Annotated in this window: 24 protein-coding genes; 4 read left to right on the forward strand and 20 right to left on the reverse strand. The window is 31.8% G+C overall.

Annotated elements, in window-relative coordinates; genetic code table 11:
* Window positions 1–25: 25 nt before the first annotated feature.
* The 3 genes from prfB (at window position 26) to LCI24_RS11170 (ending at window position 4427) form a co-directional block, all read left to right on the forward strand.
* Entirely contained in the window at window positions 26–1120 is a 1095-nt protein-coding gene (gene prfB / locus LCI24_RS11160; RefSeq protein WP_273694608.1) for a peptide chain release factor 2, read from the forward strand.
* Window positions 1121–1138: 18 nt separating this feature from the next.
* The gene (arsC, locus tag LCI24_RS11165; RefSeq protein WP_274640439.1) at window positions 1139–1480 is read left to right on the forward strand and encodes an arsenate reductase (glutaredoxin); all 342 of its coding nucleotides are present in this window, start codon (window positions 1139–1141) and stop codon (window positions 1478–1480) included.
* A gap of 118 nt (window positions 1481–1598) precedes the next feature.
* Window positions 1599–4427 carry a M16 family metallopeptidase gene (locus LCI24_RS11170; RefSeq protein ID WP_274640440.1) on the forward strand — a complete coding sequence of 943 codons (2829 nt, stop codon included), beginning with the start codon at window positions 1599–1601 and terminating at the stop codon, window positions 4425–4427.
* A 50-nt stretch (window positions 4428–4477) separates the two neighbouring features.
* Here LCI24_RS11170 and LCI24_RS11175 read toward each other — a convergent pair whose 3' ends face one another.
* The 13 genes from LCI24_RS11175 to LCI24_RS11235 form a co-directional block, all read right to left on the reverse strand.
* Window positions 4478–5431: a glycosyltransferase family 2 protein gene (locus tag LCI24_RS11175; protein ID WP_274640441.1), complete on the reverse strand. Its 954-nt coding sequence runs from the start codon at window positions 5429–5431 to the stop codon at window positions 4478–4480.
* A 6-nt stretch (window positions 5432–5437) separates the two neighbouring features.
* Entirely contained in the window at window positions 5438–6211 is a 774-nt protein-coding gene (locus LCI24_RS11180; RefSeq protein ID WP_274640442.1) for a DUF3050 domain-containing protein, read from the reverse strand.
* Window positions 6212–6283: 72 nt separating this feature from the next.
* Complete coding sequence (locus LCI24_RS11185; protein WP_099216418.1) at window positions 6284–7096, reverse strand: enoyl-ACP reductase FabI; 813 nt, start codon at window positions 7094–7096, stop codon at window positions 6284–6286.
* 50 nt (window positions 7097–7146) lie between these two features.
* A complete protein-coding gene (recN, locus tag LCI24_RS11190) occupies window positions 7147–8799 on the reverse strand; it encodes a DNA repair protein RecN (RefSeq protein ID WP_274640443.1) in 1653 nt (550 codons plus the stop codon).
* Between the two features lie 129 nt (window positions 8800–8928).
* Window positions 8929–9819, reverse strand: a complete 891-nt coding sequence (porD, locus tag LCI24_RS11195) for a type IX secretion system protein PorD (protein ID WP_274640444.1) — start codon at window positions 9817–9819, stop codon at window positions 8929–8931.
* On the reverse strand, window positions 9812–11023 hold the full coding sequence (coaBC, locus tag LCI24_RS11200) for a bifunctional phosphopantothenoylcysteine decarboxylase/phosphopantothenate--cysteine ligase CoaBC (protein ID WP_274640445.1): 1212 nt from the start codon (window positions 11021–11023) through the stop codon (window positions 9812–9814). The genes porD and coaBC overlap by 8 nt, the downstream gene beginning before the upstream one ends.
* Window position 11024: 1 nt before the next feature.
* A complete protein-coding gene (locus LCI24_RS11205) occupies window positions 11025–11345 on the reverse strand; it encodes a DNA-directed RNA polymerase subunit omega (protein ID WP_274640446.1) in 321 nt (106 codons plus the stop codon).
* A 3-nt stretch (window positions 11346–11348) separates the two neighbouring features.
* Entirely contained in the window at window positions 11349–12161 is an 813-nt protein-coding gene (locus LCI24_RS11210; RefSeq protein WP_274640447.1) for an outer membrane protein assembly factor BamD, read from the reverse strand.
* Window positions 12162–12292: 131 nt separating this feature from the next.
* A complete protein-coding gene (locus LCI24_RS11215; RefSeq protein WP_099216412.1) occupies window positions 12293–12808 on the reverse strand; it encodes a ferritin in 516 nt (171 codons plus the stop codon).
* Between the two features lie 19 nt (window positions 12809–12827).
* Window positions 12828–13379, reverse strand: a complete 552-nt coding sequence (locus LCI24_RS11220) for a hypothetical protein (RefSeq protein WP_274640448.1) — start codon at window positions 13377–13379, stop codon at window positions 12828–12830.
* A gap of 85 nt (window positions 13380–13464) precedes the next feature.
* Window positions 13465–14340 carry a 4-hydroxy-tetrahydrodipicolinate synthase gene (dapA, locus tag LCI24_RS11225; protein WP_274640449.1) on the reverse strand — a complete coding sequence of 292 codons (876 nt, stop codon included), beginning with the start codon at window positions 14338–14340 and terminating at the stop codon, window positions 13465–13467.
* On the reverse strand, window positions 14340–14852 hold the full coding sequence (locus LCI24_RS11230; protein WP_274640450.1) for a DUF6913 domain-containing protein: 513 nt from the start codon (window positions 14850–14852) through the stop codon (window positions 14340–14342). The genes dapA and LCI24_RS11230 overlap by 1 nt, the downstream gene beginning before the upstream one ends.
* A gap of 29 nt (window positions 14853–14881) precedes the next feature.
* A complete protein-coding gene (locus tag LCI24_RS11235; RefSeq protein WP_274640451.1) occupies window positions 14882–15955 on the reverse strand; it encodes an esterase-like activity of phytase family protein in 1074 nt (357 codons plus the stop codon).
* 75 nt (window positions 15956–16030) lie between these two features.
* On the opposite strand from LCI24_RS11235, the gene LCI24_RS11240 reads away from it, so the two are divergent.
* Complete coding sequence (locus LCI24_RS11240) at window positions 16031–16420, forward strand: DoxX family protein (RefSeq protein ID WP_274640452.1); 390 nt, start codon at window positions 16031–16033, stop codon at window positions 16418–16420.
* Window positions 16421–16466: 46 nt separating this feature from the next.
* Here the strand turns inward: LCI24_RS11240 and LCI24_RS11245 are convergent, their stop codons facing one another.
* The 7 genes from LCI24_RS11245 to LCI24_RS11275 form a co-directional block, all read right to left on the reverse strand.
* Window positions 16467–16925, reverse strand: a complete 459-nt coding sequence (locus LCI24_RS11245; protein WP_274640453.1) for a GyrI-like domain-containing protein — start codon at window positions 16923–16925, stop codon at window positions 16467–16469.
* Window positions 16926–16987: 62 nt separating this feature from the next.
* A complete protein-coding gene (locus tag LCI24_RS11250) occupies window positions 16988–17647 on the reverse strand; it encodes a lysoplasmalogenase (RefSeq protein WP_274640454.1) in 660 nt (219 codons plus the stop codon).
* Window positions 17648–17728: 81 nt separating this feature from the next.
* Window positions 17729–17947, reverse strand: coding sequence for a hypothetical protein (locus tag LCI24_RS11255; protein ID WP_274640455.1), 219 nt, complete (start codon window positions 17945–17947; stop codon window positions 17729–17731).
* A gap of 200 nt (window positions 17948–18147) precedes the next feature.
* Window positions 18148–20145: an NAD-dependent DNA ligase LigA gene (ligA, locus tag LCI24_RS11260; RefSeq protein WP_274640456.1), complete on the reverse strand. Its 1998-nt coding sequence runs from the start codon at window positions 20143–20145 to the stop codon at window positions 18148–18150.
* A gap of 4 nt (window positions 20146–20149) precedes the next feature.
* Window positions 20150–20713, reverse strand: coding sequence for a hypothetical protein (locus tag LCI24_RS11265; RefSeq protein ID WP_274640457.1), 564 nt, complete (start codon window positions 20711–20713; stop codon window positions 20150–20152).
* Window positions 20714–20845: 132 nt separating this feature from the next.
* Window positions 20846–21208, reverse strand: a complete 363-nt coding sequence (locus tag LCI24_RS11270; RefSeq protein ID WP_274640458.1) for a hypothetical protein — start codon at window positions 21206–21208, stop codon at window positions 20846–20848.
* 98 nt (window positions 21209–21306) lie between these two features.
* Window positions 21307–22749, reverse strand: coding sequence for a glyceraldehyde-3-phosphate dehydrogenase (locus LCI24_RS11275; RefSeq protein WP_274640459.1), 1443 nt, complete (start codon window positions 22747–22749; stop codon window positions 21307–21309).
* Window positions 22750–22847: the final 98 nt, after the last annotated feature.

Here is a 22847-nt window from a genome sequence, read left to right on the forward strand (position 1 = left end):
ATTTATAAAATGTATTTTTGCATTTATGATTACACACGAACAGCTTAAAAATATCGCTGAACGAATTGGCAAGTTAAAAGGATATTTAGAAATTGACAAGAAGTTAATTGAAATTTCAAATGAAGAAGAAAAAACAGCTAACCCTGATTTCTGGAACAACCCGAAAGAGGCTGAAGCTGTAATGAAATCACTTCGTTTTAAAAAGAAATGGGTAGAAGATTACAATGCTGTTCTAGCTATGAATGATGATTTAACTGTACTATATGACTTTTATAAAGAAGGTGATGTTGAGGATAGCGAAGTAGAAGAACAATTTGAAAAAACAGCTACTTTCTTAGAAGATATTGAATTTAAAAACATGCTTTCTGAAGAAGGTGATAGCTTAAGTGCTACAATACAAATTACAGCAGGTGCAGGAGGAACTGAAAGTTGTGATTGGGCAGAAATGCTTACCCGTATGTATACTATGTGGGCAGAAAAGCAAGGTTTTAAAATAAAAACACTCAACTATCAAGAAGGTGATGTTGCTGGTATAAAAACGGTTACTTTAGAGTTTGATGGTGATTATGCTTTTGGGTGGTTAAAAGGCGAAAACGGCGTACATCGTTTGGTTCGTATCTCTCCTTTTGATAGCAACGCAAAACGTCATACTTCCTTTGCTTCTGTATATGTATACCCTGTTGCTGATGATTCAATCGAAATTGAAGTAAATCCAGCTGATATTGAAATTACCACAGCTCGTTCTAGTGGTGCTGGTGGACAGAATGTAAATAAAGTTGAAACTAAAGTTCAATTATTACATAAACCGACAGGAATTCAAATTCAGTGTTCTAACTCTCGTTCACAACACGATAACAGAGCTACAGCTATGCAAATGTTAAAATCACAATTGTATGAAATTGAATTACAAAAACGTTTAGCTGCTCGTGATGAAATTGAAGCAAACAAGATGAAAAATGAATGGGGAAGCCAGATTCGTAACTATGTAATGCATCCTTATAAGTTAGTAAAAGACGTTCGTACGGCTCATGAAACTGGAAATGTAGATGCTGTAATGGACGGAAATATCAATCCGTTTTTAAAAGCTTATTTAATGATGATGGGACAAAAAGAAGATTAACACTATAAACTCTTAATAATGATTAAAATATACCACAATCCACGTTGTTCTAAATCAAGACAAGGTTTAGAAATTTTAGAAAACTCTGGTAAAGAGTTTGAAACCGTAAAATATTTAGATACTATTCCTTCTGAAGAAGAATTAAAAGAAGTCATTAATCTTTTAAATATTTCTCCGATTGATTTAGTTCGTAAAAATGAAAAAATTTGGAAAGAAGAGTATAAAGGAAAAGAACTATCAGATGCTGAAATCATTAAAGCTATGGTTGACAATCCTAAATTAATAGAACGCCCAATTGTTATCAATGGTAATAAAGCAGTGATTGGTCGTCCACCTGAAAACATCAAAGAAATTATTTAACTACTTAGAAGCTCTCAAGAAATTGGGAGCTTTTTTATTTTAACACAATTTAAATAACTAATTTTTTAGTTTATTAATAATTCACCGTAAATTGCCTACAAATTAAAATTCATATACTATGAAAAAAACATTATTAGGACTATCCCTGGCCTTCTTTATATCTACAGGGTATAGTCAAGCTTTAAAAGAAACACAACAAAAGCTACCAAAAAAAGGAAAAGTAAGTGCTATGAAAATCCCAACCGATTCTTCGGTTAAGATAGGGAAACTATCTAATGGGATGACCTACTACATCAAACAAAACCCAAAACCAGCTAACAAAGTAGAATTAAGATTAGTTGTAAATGCAGGTTCAATTTTAGAAGATGATGATCAATTAGGATTAGCTCACTTCATGGAACACATGAACTTTAATGGTACCAAAAACTTTAAAAAGAACGAACTAGTAGATTATCTACAATCTATCGGGGTTAAATTTGGTGCTCACTTGAATGCTTATACTGGTTTTGATGAAACTGTATACATCTTACCCATTCCTAGTGATGACAAAGAAAAACTTGAAAAGGGGTTTCAAATTCTTGAAGACTGGGCACATGGTGCTTTGTTAGAAGGAAAAGACATTGATGAAGAGCGTGGTGTTGTTCTAGAAGAATACCGTTCTCGTAGAGGAGCTGATAGCCGCATGTTAGAAAAATACTTACCAAAAGTAATGCATGGTTCTAAATATGCTGAAAGACTACCTATTGGTACTAAAGAAAATTTAGAAAACTTTAAACACGAAAGTATTCGTCGTTTTCACAAAGATTGGTATCGTCCAGATTTAATGGCTGTAGTAGCTGTAGGTGATGTTAGTGTCGATGTGTTAGAAGAAAAAATCAAGTCACACTTTAATAAAATACCTACTATTAAAAACCCACGTAAAAGAGAAGTTGCTCCTTTAAAAAATCACAAAGAAACTTTCATAGCAATTGAAGCTGATAAAGAAGCTCCATTTTCTAGTGTTCAATTAATGTATAAAGATTATGGTGAAGCGACACCAGATGTTACCATTACTGATTACAGAAATTCAATTGTAAAATCTTTATTTACTCAGATGATTAACAATCGTTTAGATGAGTTACGTAATAGCGAAAACCCACCTTTTGTCTACGGATTTAGTTACCACGGAGGAACTTGGGCTCGTGGTAAAGAAGCTTACCAATCAAGAGCTGGTGTAAGTGCTGACGGACAATTAAAAGGTTTACAAGCTTTATTAGATGAGAGTGAGCGTGTTAAAAGATATGGTTTTCAACAAGGTGAATTAGATCGAGCAAAAATGAACATATCTGCTCGAATGGAAAAAGCATTTAAAGACAAAGATAAAAGAGAATCTAGAAGAATAGTTGGTGAATATGTAAACAACTTCTTAGAGCAAGAACCTATTCCAAGTATTGAATGGGAGTACAAAGCTCATCAAATGCTATTGCCTTCAGTAAAATTAGAAGAAGTAAATAAACTTATTGAAAGTTACTTACATGATGACAATCGTGTAGTTGTTATTACAGGTCCTAAAAAAGTTGTTACTGAACAACAAGTTATTGATGCTTTAAATGATGTTAAAACAAAAGAGTTAAAACCTTATGAAGACAAAGCTGTTGCGGCTTCATTAATCACAAAACAACCAACACCTGGATCTATAGTAAACGTTACTGAAAATAAAGATTTAGGTACAAAAACCATGACCTTAAGTAACGGAGCAAAAGTTACCTACAAAAAAACCGATTTTAAAAATGATGAAGTATTATTTGAAGCTTTTAGCTTTGGAGGAACTTCTTTATACTCTGATGAAGAATTAAAAGCTACTTCTTTCGCTAACAGAGGACTTTCTGAAGCTGGAATTAATGGTTTTTCTAAAACAGATTTATCTAAAATGATGTCAGGTAAAATTGTTCGTGTTTCTCCTTATATTTCTGGATTAAGTGAAGGTTTTAGAGGTTCTGCAACTCCTAAAGATCTAGAAGAGCTATTCCAAATGGTACATTTATACTTTACTTCTTTAAATAAAGATGAAAAAGCATTTAACTCTTATGTAAATAAGCAAAAAAGCTTCTTAGGAAATCTATTAGCTAGTCCTAATTTCTTCTTCCAAAAAGAAATGAGTGAGTTTGTTTACGGAAAAGACCCTCGCTATACAGGCTTCCCTTCTCCAGAAAAATATGAAAAAGCTGATTACAACTTAGCATATAAAAAGTATCAAGAGCGTTTTGCTGATGCTGGTGATTTCAACTTCTATTTTGTTGGTAATGTTGACGAAAAGAAACTTGCTGAGTACGCAACTAAATATATTGCAGGTTTACCAGGAAAAAATTCTAATGAGACATACAAAGTGTCAGACTTTAGACCTTTATCTGGTTCTCATTCTAAAACAGTTACTAAAGGTAAAGACCCTAAAAGTAATGTTCGTATTACCTATCAAGGAAAAGCTAAATACAACAAAAAAGATGCTTTAGCTTTTAAAATATTAGGTGAAGTTGTTGGAATTAAATTAACTGAAAAGTTACGTGAGCAAGAAGGTGGTGTATATTCTTCAAGAACTCGTGGTAATATATCTAAAATGCCTTACGGATGGTATAACTTTACCATTTCATACCCTTGCGCTCCTGAAAATGTTGAAAAACTAAAAAACATTTCTGTAGCTGAAGTTGCTTCTGTTGTTAAAAATGGACCTACTAAAGAAGACTTAATGAAAGCTCAAAAGGGAATGATTGCTGACTACAAAGAAGACCTTAAAAAGAATCATTTTTGGTTAAACACTATTAAAAATGTAGACTATCAAAATAACGATGTCTCAGACATAGCTTCTTTTGAAGACAGAGTAAATTCTTTAACTATAAAAGATATTCAAAAGGTTGCTAAGAAATATTTAACTAACGGATATATTTTAGGTGTTTTAAACCCTGAAAAATAATTTTAAATAAATTATAACTACTTAAAAGCTCTCAAGAAATTGGGAGCTTTTTATTTTTTTAGAAACTTAGATTCAAAAAAACCAAGCCCGTAACCATAAAACTGAGTGATGGTTGTAACAATACTCAACAATGCTACCTGTAAATTTTTATTTTGAAATAAGGAATCTAAAAAGACACAAGTAAAGTAAACTCCGTAAAAAGCTAACAACTGCCAATATCCAAAAAATACTGCTATAATCGCAATATCAATTCCAATAATAAATAAACTCGGAAACCAATACGTTAATTTTGCCGTTTCTGGATACTTTTTATTCAATACAGGTCTTGCAGTACCAAAAGCAAATGTTTGTTTAAAAAACTGTTTAACGGTACTTCTACGTTTATGGTACACAAAAGCCTTTTCTATTAATTGTGTTTCAAAACCATTCTCCCAAAGGCGGAAGGTTAAATCTATGTCTTCACCAGCTTTCATCTTTGAAAAACCATTTGTTTTTTCAAAAGCAGTTCTTGATAAACCTAAATTAAAGCTTCTGGGTTGAAATTTTCCTACGGATTTTTTCTTTCCTCTAATTCCTCCAGTTGTTAACACCGAAGTCATCGAATAATTAATAGCTTTTTGTAAAGCAGTGAAATTAGGATGTGCTGCGTCTGGACCTCCAAAAGCATCTGTATAATTCTCTTCTAATGCTTTTTTTACTTCAGAAAGGTATTGAGGGGGAACAATAACATCGGAGTCTAAAATAATAAAGTAGTTTCCTGATGCTCTTTGCATTCCATAATTACGACTTGCTCCTGCCCCACTATTCTCTTTATAAAAATAGTTTAGATTGAGTTGTGAAGTATACTTTTTTACAATTTCTTCAGATGAATTTTCAGAACCATCTTCAACAATTAATACCTCAAAATCATCTTGAAAACCTTGTCTGGTTAAGCTTTCTAACAACTCATCAACCTCTTGTGGTCGATTATAAACAGGTACTATTACTGAAAACTTTAAGTCCATTATAACCTAAGCTCTTTGTTTAATTTGTTGAGCTATTCCATTCCAAAGCTGTATTCTTTTCTGTAAAGATTCCTTGGCATAAAACAACACATCATCCCACTTTTGTTGATCTTGACCACACAACTCCTCTATCATTTGTAACGATAACGGTCCGTGTTCATCTCCATCTAATTCAATATGTCTATTTAAGTAATATGTAAGTTTACTGTAAGAACTTCCTTCTTTTTCTTCAGTGTTTTTTACAATTTCTAAAAACATATCTGGTATTACATCTTCTCTACCAAAAGTAAAACTAGATGCTATAATATGTGGCTCACCTGTTTTAATTACTTCAAAAGAAAAGTTTACAAAGTCTTTTACTTCTTCAATAATAGAACTATTCTGCATTACTTCCTCAACTGGTTTTCCGTCAATAACACCTGAAATAAAGCTCGAAATTTCATCGATACTAGCCCCTGCTTGACGCATCGCATCAATATACATTTCAAAATGACTCTTTGGTTCTCCTAATTCATTAATATCAGTTTCTTCACCTAAAACAATTTCATTGATAAAACGTGCCGTTTTGGTATTTACAGCAGGTAACCAAGGTAAATTCACACAAGTAAGTTCTCGTTGTAACGCTTTTAATAGTGACATGAAATCCCACACAGCAAATACATGCGATTCCATAAATAATTTTACATCGTCAATATGCTCTAACGAGTTATATAGTTCATGTTCCTTTAGTTGCTTCCTTAACGGTGCTAACTCTTTTTCTATGTGTAAAATATTGCTCATATGATAACTATCAATAAAAAAAGCAAATCTAACGATTTGCTTTTTATCTTTGATTCTATTTATATAAAGATCTTATTCTTCAGTAAACCTTTCCATTACCGCATCACTCACTCCCATGTTAGAGAAACCTCCATCGTGGAATAAGTTTTGTAATGTTACTTTCTTAGTTAAATCTGAGAATAATGAGATTGTATAATCCGCACATTCTAATGCTGTTGCATTTCCTAATGGAGACATTTTTTCAGCATATGAAATAAATCCGTCAAATCCTTTTACTCCTTGTCCTGCAGTTGTAGGCGTAGGTGATTGAGATATTGTGTTTACACGTACTTTATGATCTCTTCCGAAGAAATATCCAAAACTACGTGCGATACTTTCTAAATACGCTTTGTTATCAGCCATATCATTGTAATCTGGGAATACACGTTGTGCTGCCATATAAGTTAATGCAACAATACTTCCCCACTCATTCATGGCTTGTTTGTTATATAAAACGTTCATTACTTTATGAAAAGATACCGCTGAAACGTCCCATCCTTTAGTTGTAAAATCGTATTTAGAATCTGTATAATGACGTCCTTTACGTACATTAACTGACATACCGATTGAGTGTAAAACGAAATCTATTTTACCTCCTAAAATTTCCATAGACTTTTCAACCAAGTTGTTTAAATCATCCATAGAAGTTGCGTCAGCTGGAATAATTTCAGATCCTGTCTTCGCTGCTAAATCTTTAATACCTCCCATACGCATTGCAATAGGTGCGTTGGTTAATACAAACTCTGCTCCTTCTTCGTGAGCACGTTCAGCTACTTTCCATGCAATAGAATTTTCATCTAATGCTCCAAAAATAATTCCCTTTTTTCCTTTTAATAAATTATACATATTTAAAATATTTTAGTCTATCGTTGTTTGTTCTGAAAGCAAATATACTCTTAATTTAATAATTCCTTTGCATGGGTCAATGCACTTTCAGAAACGTCTTTTCCACTTAACATCTCAGCTATTTCTCTAATACGTTCGTCTTCTGACAATAACTTTAAATTAGAGGTGGTTACTCCTTTCTCTTCTCCTTTAAATACTTTATAGTGCTGCACTCCTTTTGAAGCTATTTGAGGTAAATGTGTAATGGTTATTACCTGCATATGAGCACTCATATCTTGCATTATTTTTGCAATTTTATTAGATACCTCTCCTGAAACTCCAGTATCAATCTCATCAAAAATAATCGTAGGCAATTGTATGTTTTCTGATAGTATTTTTTTGATAGATAACATAATTCGAGACAATTCCCCTCCTGATGCTACCTTCTTTAACTCTCCAAAGTTACCTCCTTTATTTGCTGAGAATAAAAATTGTAAGTTGTCTTTTCCGTTTGATAAGTATTCTTCTGAAGATAGTAATTCTATAGCAAAACGAGCATTTGGCATTCCTAATTCTGATAAAAGATATTCTAATTCTTTTTTCAACTTTGGAATTACTTTATTTCTCGAAGTAGTAATCATCTTCGCTACTTCATCTAACTTTTTAGCTACATCTTTAATTTCTCCTTCTTTTTGAGCCACTATTCCTCCAGCATCTTCAACTTGTGCAACCTTTTCTGATAATGATGCATGAATTTCTTGCAATTCTATTATTGTTGATACTGAATGTTTCTTTTGAAGGTTATAAATTAATTGTAACCTATCATTGAGCTCTTCAATTTCGTTAGGATTAAACTCTACCTCTTCATTTGCGCTTTCTAACTCGGTAACTACATCATCTAATTCAATTTTCACACTCGTTACGCGATTCGCTAACTCTTCATATTGTTTAGAAAAAGAACTGATTTTTTGTAGTTTCCCTTCTAAAGAATTTAGTAACGTTTGAATACCTATTTCTTCATTAATAGAAACACCTAAAGCTTCTGATAAATTCAACTTTATTTCTTCAATATTATTTAATTTATCTAACTTTTCTTCTAAAACTTCTTGCTCTCCTTCTTTTAAGTTCGCTTCTTCAAGCTCATTAAACAAGTGTAAGTTGTACTCGTATTGTTCTTTTGATTTTTCAGTTTCCTCCTGAAGTGCTTTCAGCTCTTTTCGTAATTTGTTATACGTACGCAAACCTCTCTTATAAGATGCTATTTTAGCTTGATTTTTTGCCAAGGCATCAATAACAGAGAATTGAAAAGATACATCTGACAACTGCATAGTTTGATGTTGCGAATGAATATCAATAAGCTTTGTTTTCAAAGCATTTAACACCGATAATGTAACCGGCGTATCGTTAACAAAAGCTCTTGATTTACCAGATGGTAAAATTTCTCTTCGAATTATGGATTCTTTTTCATAATCGAGGTCTAACTCTTCAAATAACTCTTGCAAAGTATATCCTTCTACCGAAAATTGTGCTTCAATAATGCACTTTTTCTCAGTATCCTTTAAAGAAGATAAATCGGCACGATTACCCATTACCAAACCTAAAGCTCCTAATAAAATGGATTTTCCTGCTCCAGTTTCACCAGTAATGATAGATAAACCTTTTGTAAAATCAATCGTTAACTGATTGATTAATGCATAATTATGTATAGATAAATGTGTAAGCAAATTCTATTCTTTTGTAAAAAATAAAAGTAAGGATTTTGAATGAATTAAATCAAGCTAAAACAAAGGAAGTCTATTGATTTTTCAACAGCTTATAAACGTTGTATTTAACGATTTAATAACGAAGCACTTTTACTGAAGATTTTTCCACTTATCTTTATAAGTTGGAGCAATTTTATTTAAAACTGTAATCATTTGTGATTGATTTCTTGAAGTAACTCCATCAGAAAAAACATTTACTATTTCATCTCCTTTGGCATCTAAGAAAACGCGAATCATATAATTACCAATAGTAATATTATGTAGTTTATCTAAATCTAAAACACTTTTTTCAATTGCTTCTTTAGCTGAATTTTTATTGTCTGCAAAATTATCGAAACCGTTACGGTGGTAATTGTAGTAGATACTTCGTAAAACACTAAATTTAGAAGACAGTAAATTATCTATTAAAGCAAAGCGATTTTGTTTCCCTACTTGATTTTGCCAACCAGACTCTCCGTTAGACTGTGCTAACAACATAATATTTTCTGCTTGTTTCAAGTAATTCTCTCCTCCTTTTAAAGCAAAAGTATCTGCATCAACTCCTAATATTGTATATACATAAAAAGCAATTGTTGAGATTAAATTAGATTCGTAAATAGTTGGGTTGTAAATTAACGGATCAAACTCATTATAACGAAAGTTAAAGTTTGTATCATTAATGTTTAAAACAGGTGTAGCATAGGTTGAATTATATACAGGTCTGGTTGACTGTACTTGCAAAGTCCCTGAAAAATTACTCCCGTTTTGCTCATTTATAATGATATTAAATGCACAATTAATACGTTCTTGTTGCTTAAAGTTTCTATTCGTCCATTGTTTATCATTAATAAACTCAGTTAATGCTTTTTGTAAAGTTTGATAAACTTGTTTATTACTACTCTGTACTTTATCTGAATTGATTATTACAGTAGCATTCAACTCTTGTGAATAAGAAGAAAAAGTAACTGAAAAAAGAAAAACTATAAAGAAAAACTTACGCATCTAATTTTTGTATTATTTCGTTAACGATATCTTTTGACACTGCTTTTTTCGATTTTAAATCGAACGATTTTTCGTTAAAATCAGCATCAATAATTGTAATTTTATTGGTGTCGGTTGCAAAACCAGCACCTTTATCACGTAACGAATTTAATACAATAAAATCTAATTTTTTGCGTGTAAGCTTACTTTTTGCGTTTTGTACCTCATCGTTCGTTTCTAATGCAAACCCAACTAACAACTGATTCTTCTTAATTTCTCCTAGAGATTTTAAGATATCTTTAGTTGGTTCTAACTCAATACTTAACGCTGCTTCTTTCTTTTTTATTTTTTGAGTAGCTACATTTTTTGGTCGATAGTCTGAAACTGCCGCCGATAACACAGCTATATCAACTTCGGCAAAATACTTATGACATGCTTCATACATATCTTGTGCAGACTTCACATCTATTCTATGAATAAAAGAATGGTTTACTTCCTGATTTGATGGACCAGCTACTAAAAACACCTCAGCTCCTAAATTAGCCGCTGTTTTAGCAATTTCAAATCCCATTTTACCTGAAGAGTGATTTCCAATAAAACGTACAGGATCTATAGCTTCATAGGTTGGCCCTGCTGTTATTAACATCTTTTTCCCACGGAGTGGTAATTTAGATACTATATCTTTTTCTATAAAGTCAACAATATCTTCTGGTTCAGCCATACGACCTTCCCCAACCAATCCGCTTGCTAACTCACCCGAAGTAGCAGGAATTAATATATTACCAAAACTTTGTAAGCTTTCTAAACTAGTTTTTGTTGATGGATGTTGATACATGTCTAAGTCCATCGCAGGTGCAAAATACACTGGACATTTAGCTGACAAATAGGTTGCTAATAATAAATTATCGCATGTCCCATTTGTCATTTTAGACAAGGTATTTGCTGTAGCTGGGGCAATTAACATTAAATCTGCCCATAAACCTAAATCTACATGGTTATTCCACAATTCATTTTCATCTTCTTTATCATAAAAAGTAGAATGAACTGGATTTTTTGATAAGGTGGAAAGTGTAAGAGGTGTTATAAAATCTTTAGACGCAGGAGTCATAATTACTTTGACTTCTGCGCCTGATTTTATAAATAAGCGAACTAAGTTCGCTGTTTTGTATGCCGCTATACCGGCGGTAACACCAAGTAAAACTTTTTTACCGCTTAGTACAGACATATTATTTTGTCTCTGGAGTTCTATAATACACCTTGTCGTTTAACCACTCTTCTACTGCAATAGCATGTGGTTTAGGTAAACGCTCATAAAATTTAGAAACTTCGATTTGCTCTTTGTTTTCAAAAACTTCTTCTAAACTATCGTTATAAGTAGCAAACTCATCTAACTTATCAACTAATTCCTTTTTTAAATCAGAATTAATTTGTGTAGCTCTCTTTGCTATAATAGAAATAGCTTCATAAATATTATGCGTTGGAGCCTCGATAGCTTCTTTATTATAAGTTATAGTACTTAACGGCGCTTTCGTTTCTTTATAATCCATTTTTTAACTTTTAGCTAATTGTTCTTGTTCTTTGTTTAATGCTGCTAGCATTTCGTTTGATTCTTCCATGAATTTTGATTCAGGAAAGTTTCTTTTTAATTTATCGTACGCTTTGACTGCTTCTTTAATTCTTTCTGCTTTTCTACGTTGCGTACTTTTCATTGCAAAATCATGCGCTGCTTTTAAACGGTAGTATAAAGCTTCTTCTTTATACTTCGTTCCTAAATAATCTTCTAATAAATTATCAAAAGCTACAATGGCCGCTTTATAATTTCTAGAGTCATAATCAGCAGTTCTATAATATGTTTTTGCTATTTCAAAAGATTTCTTTTCAAGCTTAGCTCTTAATTCTGCATGATACTTGTTAGCCTCTTCTATCTTATCTGAATCTGGGTAATTATCTATAAATTTTTGAAAAGCCTCTAACGCTTTGTTTGTATCCGTTGGATCTAAACTATAACTAGGTGCTGCTTTGTAATAGCTTAAAGCTGATAAAAAAGCTGCTTCTTCTCTTTTTGAACTTTTTGGAAAAGACGTAATAAAGCTATTAAAATAATAACCTGCCGATATATAATTTTTCTCATTAAAACTAGACTGAGCTACCATATACTTAATTCGCTCCATTTGAGGTTTACCTCTATAAGAAGGTACTACCTTTTCAAACAAACGTAAAGCTTTACTGTACTTTTGAGCTTCGTACATTTTTACAGCCATTTTGTACTGTTCTTCTACAGTTCCTTTATTCAATACTTTTTGATATTCTCCACATGAAGAAAGTACTAAAAGCATTACAGCAATATACGCTAAATTTTTCATTTTTTGCATCTGGCAAAATTAGTGATTAATTATGGATTATTAAAACGATTTTTTATCTCATAAATGAGATTAACAAGAAACTACAAAATCTGTTATAATTTTTCCAAAGAACTCCTAAATATTTGTTAATCTTATTGCTGAGCCCCAGCGGCAGATTGAGCTACTATTTGCTTAACATCATTATCAAATAGATATAATCCTCCTTTATCATCTCCAATTAGGTTAATTTTATCTAAAATATTGCGTGCCAATGCTTCTTCTTCTATCTGTTCAGATACATACCATTGTAAAAAGTTATGCGTTGCATAGTCTTTTTCTTGTAATGTAATATGTACTAAATCGTTTATTGACTTAGATACCATTACCTCATGATCAAACAATGTTTGGAACATATCTTTAAAAGACCCAAACTTTGCTGGTGGTTCTTTCAAATCAGAAATATGTGCGTGTCCGCCACGTTCATTTACAAACTTTATTAATTTTAACATGTGCATGCGCTCTTCATCTGAATGTGCATACATAAATTGTGCAACACCTTCAAAACCTTGAATTTCTGCCCAACATGCCATAGCTAAATATACTTGTGATGACTCAGCTTCTACTCTTATTTGGTCGTTTAATGCCTGCTCTATTACTTTTGATAACATAATCTTTTTACTTTTCTTATTAAAAAACTAATTCATTTATTTCACCACTATATAATCCTATCATTTTCCTTCCATTTCCATCATCTGCATTAATATTAATAATAAAATTATTTTCTGATTTTTTCGTTATTTGAACTTCTCCTTGAGCTCTATCTTCATCCACATCAACTCCTCTTAAATTTATATAATCATTGCACTCATAAGTTGTTTCACTACCATTAGAAATACAAATATCACTATACAAATGTTTTAATTTTTCAGGAAAATTATAATTTCCCTCAGAAATATGCGTTATCGAAACACTAAACTCTAGAAAAACTACCCTATCTTCTACCACTTTATTATCTATATATAGATTATTTTCTTTTAATCTTGCCAAGCCATTTAAAAACAACATTGTTACTTCACCTTGATCATTTTTATACCAGTAAGCGTTCTTTATAAGTGCTTTTTCATTGTTTACTATCACAAAAGATTCCTCTTTTTCTATATTATCTAAATCTTGACTACATGATATTAACAAAACACTTACTGTCATAAATAATATAACATATAGTTTAAAATATTTCATAGTTTATTTTTTTACAAAGATGCTAAAAAAAGACTACAATAACGAAATTGTAGCCTTTTGCATTCTCTATTTTTGTTTAGACAGCTTATAGATTATCTATAAAGTCTGATATTTTTGTTTGTAATTCTTCCGAAGCTGTTACTAATGGTAAACGTACTTCATCTAAACAGATTCCTAACTTTTGTAATACCGCTTTTATTCCCGCTGGATTATTTTCTTCAAAAATTAGATTTACTATATCCATTAGTTTATAGTGTATATCGTAAGCCTCTTTTGCTTTCCCTTCTAACCCTAACTGAATCATTTTTGAAAACTCTTTAGGTAATGCTTGCCCAATTACAGAAATAACTCCTGCTCCACCTGCTAAAGCTACTCCAACAGCCAAATCATCATCACCAGAAATCACTAAAAAATCTTCTGGCCTGTCTTTTAACAACTCATAGTATTGTTGTTGATTGTTTCCTGCTTCTTTAACTGCAACAATGTTTTCAAAATTTCTTGCTAATCGTAAAGTTGTTGCTGGCTCCATATTTTTTGCTGTTCTGCCAGGAACATTATACATAATAATTGGCTTGGGGCTTGCTAAAGAAATTGCTTTGTAGTGTTGATAGAATCCTTCTTGTGTTGGTTTACTATAATACGGGGCTACTGATAAAATTCCGTCTATTTCCGATAAGTCTAAAGATTGTAATTCTTCTACAACAGTTTGTGTGTTGTTTCCTCCAACTCCTAAAACTAAAGGTAAACGTCCTTTATTTTCTTCAGCAATTACTTTTATTATTTCTATTTTTTCTTCTTTAGTAATTGTTGCACTTTCTCCAGTAGTTCCATTTATTACTAAATAGTTTGTACCGTTTTCAATATTGTAATTTACTAACTTTTTAAGTGCTTCGAAATCTACACTTAAATCTTCATTGAAAGGAGTTACCAAAGCTACTCCAGTTCCTACAAACTTTTGCATTATATTTTATTTAAAATCGTTAGGTATTTTTTTAATTCTTGATTTAAAACTGCTTCGTTAAAACTAGTATCAGACACTACTATATCGTACAATCTGTCATCAATTTCTGCAAAACCAGCTTTAAAATCTGCTTGTGAGAACAAAGTTACCATATTCGTTAATAAGTTTGACGTTTTTGTATAGTTTATGAGTAGGTCATATTTGTTTTTAACGAAATCTTTTAAATTGTCGGATTTTAAACTCGCTTTGAAACCAAAATCTTTTTCGGTAAAAAACTCAGGAGATGGTTCTTCTTTCTTTGAGTACTCTTTGTAAACTAGTACTTTTATATCTGTTTTTTGAAAAGGAAAAATGTTTGTTAAATTGGCTATTACTACATTTACTAAAGCTTCATTATCTAGCAAAATTGCTACACTTTTAACTTTGGTTTCTTTATGTGGGGTATTCTCTTTTTTTACAACAAGTTTGTCGTATACTTTCTGAATAGATTTTTTCTTTAGGGTACTTATCATCTGTAAAAATTACGAATAGCTAATTTATATTATTTCTCTTCAATTTCTAATAATAAAAACTGATTTAACTGCTTTCCATACAACTGAAAGTTATCATCAGCTGCTAAGATTAACGATTTGTTTCCGTTTTGCAATATTGGACCAAAAGTAATTGCTTCAATATTGTCTATAATTCCATCTGTTAATTGATTTTCAACAGAACTAAAGTCTAATAACAGTTCTTTTTTTAACGGCGTATATTGTTCGTTTTTTAAAGATTGTATTTCCAAGGTATTTGTTGAATTGTTGTTAATGGATGCTTTAAAAATTCTAACTACATTTCCATGGCTTCCATAACCACTTTGATAGGCTCTTTCGATTATGAAAAAGTGATTTTTTTGATATTCTAAAATAGCTGTTGTTCCGTTTAGGTTTACATTTCCTTTAGCTGGTTTATCAATTTTTTCTAACTGATAAGCAAATTGCTTCGTCGCCTTTTTTGATTCGTTATCAAAATAGGTAATTCTGATAGGAGATTGTGTTTCATGAAATGTTGGTTCTTCTCCATCTGCTTCCAAAGGAGCTTCCATTGCTACCCAAAAGCCTTTTCCGTCAAAACTTTTTGAAGAACTTTCAAAAACACCATTATGTTTTGGTTTTGCTTTTGATGTTGCTTTGAAGTAACTCGGTATTTCTACCTGACTTTTAAAACTTCCATCTACATTAATTTCAAATATACTTGGGTCTTTTTTATACTGAATAGATCCTTCACTTACTAAATTTATAGTTCCCTTATCTACAAAAATAGACTCTAAATCTAGTACATGGTTTTTAGTAAACTGACTTGTGGTATCTACTGTAATAACTTTTTCAAAGTTTACTGATTGAATTGAGTCACTTTTAACAATAATATCACCTATTAGTATTCTTGGATTTGTAGCATCATCCACTACCATGTAGTAATTGTTATTGTAAAAATCGATTCCAGAGATTCCACCAACAACAGTATTATCAATTACTAAAGAATCCTTTACCACATGTTCGTCTAAAAACTTAAGCGCTGTTTTTTGTTGTTTACAAGCTAATAAACCAAAAACCGATAGAGTAAGTATTATTTTTTTCATACTTACAAAAGTATTGTTTTTAGTTTATGTAAGCATCAGAATTTGCAACGTCTAACTTAATAGATTCAATTAATCATGAAAAAATATATTCTTTTAATTTTAAAACTGATAGCGGCTATTATAATGCTTCAGACATTGTTTTTTAAATTTACTGGAGCACAAGAAAGTATTGATCTATTTACTAAAATAGCCGGAAATAATGAAGCTTATATGCGAATAGGAACTGGTGTTTTTGAATTAATTGCTTCTATACTTTTATTTACTCCCAAAAAAACTTGGTTGGGAGCCTTGTTAACTATTGGTTTAATGAGTGGAGCAATTATGAGCCATTTAACTATTTTAGGCATTGAACATAACAAAGACGGCGGTACTTTGTTTATAAGTGCTATCGTAACTTTTACCTCTGGAGTGATTTTATTAATTTTCAACAGACAAAACATTCCTGTAGTTGGGGACAAATTATAACTTTATAAATCAAAAAAGGACAGTTATAAAACTGCCCTTTTTATTATTAATTTAATCCTATAAATATTTCTACTTCTGCATTTGTTGGATCTAATGTTTTTGTTCCATACACCTCATAATCGGAAGTATATGCTCTATTTATATCTTCATTCCAAATCTCTAACCATTTGTTGTAAACAATATTATCAGTTAAACTTCCTTTTGCTACATATGCTTTATAGTTTGGTGCTTCTATTTTTTTACTCACAAACCCTTCAGGGACATTATCTACCTCGTTTACTTTGCAGCCAATGATTGTTGTATATGGTTTCGTATGGTCTGACTCATAATCGGTATACACAGCATATACTTCATTTGAAGATTTATTCGGGATTTTCTCGGCTATATTTTCAGACATGAATCGTTGCCATAAAGCGGGAATATCTTTTGCTGCTTGTTGATTCTCGTTGGTAGTTCTTACCGAGATACCAACAACGTAAAACGGCTCTTTTTGTTCTGTATTCATCTTTTATTTTTAAGTTTTACACAAAAATAAAGCCCGTTGTGTCAACGCTATGTCAGGAGCTTTTAATTTTCTTTAGCTATGATTGCTTTAACAATTAAGTATTGAGAAACGATATATAGGATGATTATAGCAATATCAAACAACCTTTTAGGTGTATAAAAATTATTCAATGCTATAAGGCTATCAGAAGCTATAAACAAAATAGTCCCTAATAACAACCAAGTATTTGCTGTTGTTTTTTGCTGACGATAATTTAGTAATGCCGTTGTTCCAAATGTTGAAATAGCTATTCCATACACCAATACAGGCAGCAACATATCTCCTAAGTTAGGATAAATTAAACCTAAGAGCCCCACAAATAACAATACAAAAGGAATTGCTGATGTTAGTATTTTAACTACTGAATCTTTATACAAAAAGCTTGTCGTTATTTTAATATATACCACATGTGCCACTAAGAACGATGCTAAACCAAACACAAAAAAGTTTGCTTTATCTAATAGGAAAACATCGCCCCAAAACGAGAAAAACAAAGCTGACAGCAGCCAAAAATTTGGCTTTTTAACCGATACCAAATACACTACTGCTAGTGATGTCATTAGTAAAGGTTTAAAAATCATCTCTATTGTTTTATTTTGTGTAATTACTGCATATACGTCAGCAATAGCAACCAATAAAAAAACGATGGATGCTATGGTTATTTTAGTTTGTTTGGCCGTCATTAAACATGTTTTTACAAACATAACTAAAAACTGCTTTAATTTTAAAATTAAAGCAGTCTTGTTTTTTGGATTTTCTAATTACTAGCAAAGAACGTTATGTTCCCACTCAGACCATTCACCTAATCCAATTCCAAGAAAAGAAGGTCTACATCTTCTCATACATAACTGTTGACCAGACTCCTGCTCAAAAACACTCATAGGCTCATATTTTTGCTCACATTTTTGCCCTCCGTTTAAGGATTTTTGCTGTTTTTTAGTCAGTTCTTGAACACCTTCTAATTTTAAAACTTCTTTTAACATAATTATTTTTATTAACTCTGAACAAAAAATATTCTCAACAAGCAGTCAGAGTATCCGCTCTTGATTCTTAAATTTCATACGACTACGACATATGAAATAAACTTATTAATATATAATTTCACAAAATATAAAGAATAACAATTGTTCTATAGCAATTTTAAAACAAAACTACACAAATACAATAAATTCAACAAAAAAAATCATAAAATTATATCAATAAAATCTTGTTCTGAAATAATTGGAATTCCTAAACTTTCAGCTTTTGTAAGTTTACTTGGTCCCATATTATCACCAGCAATGATGTATGTTGTCTTTTTAGAAATAGAACTCGATACTTTCCCTCCGTTATCTTCAATCGCTTTTTTAAGTTCACTTCTAGTCATTTGATGAAACACTCCTGAAACCACAAAAACCTTTCCTGCTAGCTTATCTGTCTGTCCTTCTAAGCTCTCTGCAGAAACTTCTAACTGAACTCCGTAGGATTTTAATCGGTTAATCAATTCTATATTTCCTAAATCATTCGAAAAATCAATAATGCTTTGTGCAATTCTATCGCCAATCTCATCCACAGCAACCAATGTTTCAAAATCGGCATTCATTAAATTATCGATTGACTTAAAGTGTTTCGCTAGTTTTTTAGCTACAGTTTCTCCTACAAATCGAATTCCTAACGCAAATAATACTTTTTCAAACGGAATTTCTTTTGATTTTTTAATTCCTTCAATCATATTTTGCGCTGACTTTTCTGCCATTCGTTCCAACGGAATTACTTGTTCTACCGTTAAATCATACAAGTCTGCATAGTTCTTTATCAGTCCTTCTTTGCGCAATAAATCTACAGTTTCTCCTCCTAGGCCATCAATATCCATCGCTTTTCTACTGATAAAATGCTTGATTCTTCCAGTAATTTGTGGTGCACATCCAAATTCATTCGGACAATAATGCTTTGCATCGCCTTCCGTTCTGACTAGTTCAGTATTACATTCAGGACAATGTGTAGCATACTCTGTAGGAACAGAATCTACTGGTCGTTTTGTTAAATCAACAGCAATAATTTTCGGAATAATTTCTCCGCCTTTTTCTACAAAAACCGTATCCCCTATTCGTACATCTAATTTTGCTATTTGATCAGCATTGTGTAGTGAAGCTCTTTTTACAATTGTTCCTGCCAATTGCACAGGTTCTAAGTTTGCTACAGGAGTAATGGCTCCTGTACGACCTACTTGGTAAGTAATTTCATTTAACACAGTTGAAACTTGCTCTGCCTTAAATTTATAAGCAATTGCCCAACGAGGTGCTTTTGAAGTATACCCTAACTCATCTTGTTGCTGAAATGAGTTTACTTTTACCACTACTCCATCTGTTTCATAAGGTAATGTGTGACGCTTAACATCCCATTCATTTACAAAGTTTAATACATCCTCTATCGATTTGGCTAAAACAATTGTGTCTGGAATTTTAAACCCAACTTTTCTTGCAGCTTCTAAACTTTCAAAATGTGAAGCATACTTTCGCTCTCTGGTTACTAACTGATACAACAAACAATCTAACGGGCGTTTTGCTACTTCTGCACTATCTTGTAACTTCAAGCTTCCACTAGCTGTATTACGCGGATTTCTATAAGGTTCTTCATCATTTGCAACACGCTCTTCGTTCATTTTGTGAAATCCTTCTAACGGTAAAATGATTTCTCCTCGCATTTCAAAATCAGAAACAAAGTCGTTATTTGGTAACAATGGAATAGATTTTATGGTACGTATATTAGTTGTTACATTATCTCCTTGAAATCCATCTCCACGTGTAACTGCTTGTACAAACTCACCATTCTCATAAGTAAGATTTATAGAAGCTCCATCATATTTTAACTCACATGTATATTCGACTTGATCGGTTCCTAAAATTTTCTGAACGCGTTTTTCCCAATCTAACAAATCTTCTTTAGAGTATGAATTATCTAATGAATACATCCTATGCTTATGAGTAACCGTTTCAAAGTTTTTAGTAACTTCTCCTCCTACTCTTTGCGTTGGTGAATTCGGATCGAAATATTCTGGATTTTCGTCTTCTAATTGCTGAAGTTCTTTTAATTTAATATCAAACTCATAATCTGATATAGTTGGCGCATCCAACACATAGTAACTGTGATTATGTGTATGTAACTCTTCTCTTAACTGTTGTATCTTCTCCTTAACTGTCATTAAATTATTTTCTAACGGTACCTGTAAAATGATTGATTTTTGAATTGATTGGGTTTCCTGAGGCTCTTCTAAATGAAGCTAACTGACCTGCATGCCAAATAGCATCAGCAATAGGTCCATTAATAGCGTTCCATAAAGGAAATTCTTTTTCTCCAAAGATTATTTTGAATTGTGACACATCATCACTACTTCTTAAAATATCACTAGCTTGTTTTAAGTTTTCTAAAGTTGCTTTTCTTTTTTCAACAAATGTCATTCCTGATTTTGCCTCTTTATGAGAAACTTTTAATGCTGCATTTTTAATTACTTGCGATAAGCTTAATACATGATCTATTGTTTCTTTAGTTGTTTTTGCCTCTGCGCTTGGTTTATACTCTAAGTCTTTTTCTGTTAAACCTTCTGTTGCCCAATAATAACGAAACCCTAATCCATCTATCATCCTACTAATTACAGTTCCTGAAGTAAACTTATTAGCTTCTTTTGGTATTTCGTAGTATGGTAATTTGGATTGTGCGCTTGTTGTAATTACCGCAAACAACAATAGTATTGGTGTAAGTACTGCCCTCATATAACCTTATTTTTTGATGCTAATTTAAGGAAAAGATTTATGAGTAGTATAAGTAAAATAGGATCTACTTAAATAAAAAAACCGAGGCAATCCCTTACCTCGGTCGTTAAAAAACAAACTATGTATGATAGTTTATTTTTTTAACCACATAGTATAGATGGTTTCTTTATTTCTTGCTGAAACTAATAACATTGTTTCGCTAATTTTTTCAATTTTTAAATTTTCTTCAAAACTTTCATTATCAAATTCTAACTCCTTAGCCCCTGTAATTAACTTCCAAGTTCCACTTTCTTCTTTATTACTCATCATAACTTGATATCTTCCATCAGGACTTAGTTCTAACCAATTTTTCCCTTCTGAAAACTCAAATTTTTCATTTCCAATTTTCATTGAATCTACAAACCATTTTCCAGAAACTAGTGTTTTTAATTCTTGAGAATAACTTAGCGAAGTAGTGCCAAGTAGTAGGAACAGTAATATTATTACTTTTTTCATTGAGGGGACATGTTTAAGGGGTTACTCTTAGTCAAATATAGCAAAAAAGCCGAAGCAAATCAATGCTTCGGCTTTTTTTATCTGTTTTTAACTTTATTTTAATAATAAGTATAACGACGTACTTTAGCAATATGCTTTGCTAAACGCATTACTTGATGTGAATAACCATACTCGTTATCATACCATACGTAAATTACAATAGTATCTCCATCAGCTATCGTTGCTTTACTATCAAAAATAGAAGGAGCTGTTGTTCCTACAATATCAGAAGATACTAATTCATTACTTAATGAGTATTGAATTTGCTCTACTAAATCACCTTCTAACGCATATTGCTTCATAATAGCGTTAACAGATTCAACTGTTGCCGGAGTTTTTAATTGTAAGTTTAAGATAGCTAATGATCCGTTAGGTACTGGTACACGAATGGCACTTGAAGTTAACTTACCTGCTAATGCTGGTAATGCCTTTGCTACTGCTTTACCTGCCCCTGTTTCAGTAATTACCATATTTAAAGCTGCTGCTCTACCTCTACGGTATTTCTTATGCATATTATCAACCAAGTTTTGATCATTTGTATATGCATGAATTGTTTCTAAGTGTCCTTTTTTAATTCCGAAGTTATCTTCTAACACACTTAATACTGGTGTAATAGCATTAGTTGTACATGAAGCTGCTGAGAAAATATCTATATTATCAGGATTATTTTCTTCATGATTTACTCCGTGCACAATGTTTGGCACACCTGCTCCTGGAGCTGTTAATAATACTTTACTTGCTCCTTTTGCTTTTAAGTGACGACTTAATGCTTCTTCATCTCTAAAAGCTCCTGTGTTATCAATAATTAACGCATCGTTAATTCCATATTTCGTATAGTCAATATCTTCAGGTTGCGCTGCAGAAATCATGTAAACAGTTGTACCATTAATGATTAATGCATTATTATCAGCATCTACTTGAACTGTTCCTAAGAAATCTCCATGAACAGAGTCTACACTTAATAAAGAAGCTCTTTTTTCTAATACTGTTTGATCTATTTTACCACGAGTAACTACTGCTCTTAATCTTAATTGAGAACCTTTCCCCATCTTACTACTCAACTCACGAGCTAGTAAACGACCAATACGTCCAAAACCGTATAATACTACATCTTTTGGTTGAATGTTTTCTGCTTCAGTTGCATCTTTTAGTTGCTCTTTTACAAAAGCTACCTTATCTGCTGATGCATCGTCTTGTAAGTGAAATTCGTAAGCTAATTTACCAATATCTAATTTTGATGGTGGTAAATCAATCGATTGAATTGCTTTAGCTATTTCTAAAGCATCTTCTATTGTTATTGGCTTCGCTACAAACTCTTTAGCGTAATCGATTAAGTTTAAAACCTCACTAGCTCTTTTATCTACTAATGGATTTCTAAATAATACTAACTCGATAGATTTATCGTACCATAAATCGTTAACGATATTAATAAACTCAACCGTAGCTCTTCGAACTTGCGCTTGATTTACTACTTCTTTTTCGTAATTTGTTATTGTTGACATAGTTGTGTGTTAACTAAAATTAAAAAATTTGTGCAAAAATAGGTATTTCTTCTTTATTTTTTGTTGGTTTTATAAAAGAAAAAGCCTTGTTAAAACGA

The organism is Tenacibaculum larymnensis, from assembly GCF_028829235.1.
In the GTDB taxonomy this organism is placed as follows: domain Bacteria; phylum Bacteroidota; class Bacteroidia; order Flavobacteriales; family Flavobacteriaceae; genus Polaribacter; species Polaribacter larymnensis.

Bases quoted from the DNA above. Each gene is read 5' to 3' on its own strand.
- prfB (WP_273694608.1), top strand. From the start codon at position 26: ATGATTACACACGAACAGCTTAAAAATATCGCTGAACGAATTGGCAAG.
- arsC (WP_274640439.1), top strand. From the start codon at position 1,139: ATGATTAAAATATACCACAATCCACGTTGTTCTAAATCAAGACAAGGT.
- LCI24_RS11170 (WP_274640440.1), top strand. From the start codon at position 1,599: ATGAAAAAAACATTATTAGGACTATCCCTGGCCTTCTTTATATCTACA.
- LCI24_RS11175 (WP_274640441.1), bottom strand. From the start codon at position 5,431: ATGGACTTAAAGTTTTCAGTAATAGTACCTGTTTATAATCGACCACAA.
- LCI24_RS11180 (WP_274640442.1), bottom strand. From the start codon at position 6,211: ATGAGCAATATTTTACACATAGAAAAAGAGTTAGCACCGTTAAGGAAG.
- LCI24_RS11185 (WP_099216418.1), bottom strand. From the start codon at position 7,096: ATGTATAATTTATTAAAAGGAAAAAAGGGAATTATTTTTGGAGCATTA.
- porD (WP_274640444.1), bottom strand. From the start codon at position 9,819: ATGCGTAAGTTTTTCTTTATAGTTTTTCTTTTTTCAGTTACTTTTTCT.
- coaBC (WP_274640445.1), bottom strand. From the start codon at position 11,023: ATGTCTGTACTAAGCGGTAAAAAAGTTTTACTTGGTGTTACCGCCGGT.
- LCI24_RS11205 (WP_274640446.1), bottom strand. From the start codon at position 11,345: ATGGATTATAAAGAAACGAAAGCGCCGTTAAGTACTATAACTTATAAT.
- LCI24_RS11210 (WP_274640447.1), bottom strand. From the start codon at position 12,161: ATGAAAAATTTAGCGTATATTGCTGTAATGCTTTTAGTACTTTCTTCA.
- LCI24_RS11215 (WP_099216412.1), bottom strand. From the start codon at position 12,808: ATGTTATCAAAAGTAATAGAGCAGGCATTAAACGACCAAATAAGAGTA.
- LCI24_RS11220 (WP_274640448.1), bottom strand. From the start codon at position 13,379: ATGAAATATTTTAAACTATATGTTATATTATTTATGACAGTAAGTGTT.
- dapA (WP_274640449.1), bottom strand. From the start codon at position 14,340: ATGCAAAAGTTTGTAGGAACTGGAGTAGCTTTGGTAACTCCTTTCAAT.
- LCI24_RS11230 (WP_274640450.1), bottom strand. From the start codon at position 14,852: ATGATAAGTACCCTAAAGAAAAAATCTATTCAGAAAGTATACGACAAA.
- LCI24_RS11235 (WP_274640451.1), bottom strand. From the start codon at position 15,955: ATGAAAAAAATAATACTTACTCTATCGGTTTTTGGTTTATTAGCTTGT.
- LCI24_RS11240 (WP_274640452.1), top strand. From the start codon at position 16,031: ATGAAAAAATATATTCTTTTAATTTTAAAACTGATAGCGGCTATTATA.
- LCI24_RS11245 (WP_274640453.1), bottom strand. From the start codon at position 16,925: ATGAATACAGAACAAAAAGAGCCGTTTTACGTTGTTGGTATCTCGGTA.
- LCI24_RS11250 (WP_274640454.1), bottom strand. From the start codon at position 17,647: ATGACGGCCAAACAAACTAAAATAACCATAGCATCCATCGTTTTTTTA.
- LCI24_RS11255 (WP_274640455.1), bottom strand. From the start codon at position 17,947: ATGTTAAAAGAAGTTTTAAAATTAGAAGGTGTTCAAGAACTGACTAAA.
- ligA (WP_274640456.1), bottom strand. From the start codon at position 20,145: ATGACAGTTAAGGAGAAGATACAACAGTTAAGAGAAGAGTTACATACA.
- LCI24_RS11265 (WP_274640457.1), bottom strand. From the start codon at position 20,713: ATGAGGGCAGTACTTACACCAATACTATTGTTGTTTGCGGTAATTACA.
- LCI24_RS11270 (WP_274640458.1), bottom strand. From the start codon at position 21,208: ATGAAAAAAGTAATAATATTACTGTTCCTACTACTTGGCACTACTTCG.
- LCI24_RS11275 (WP_274640459.1), bottom strand. From the start codon at position 22,749: ATGTCAACAATAACAAATTACGAAAAAGAAGTAGTAAATCAAGCGCAA.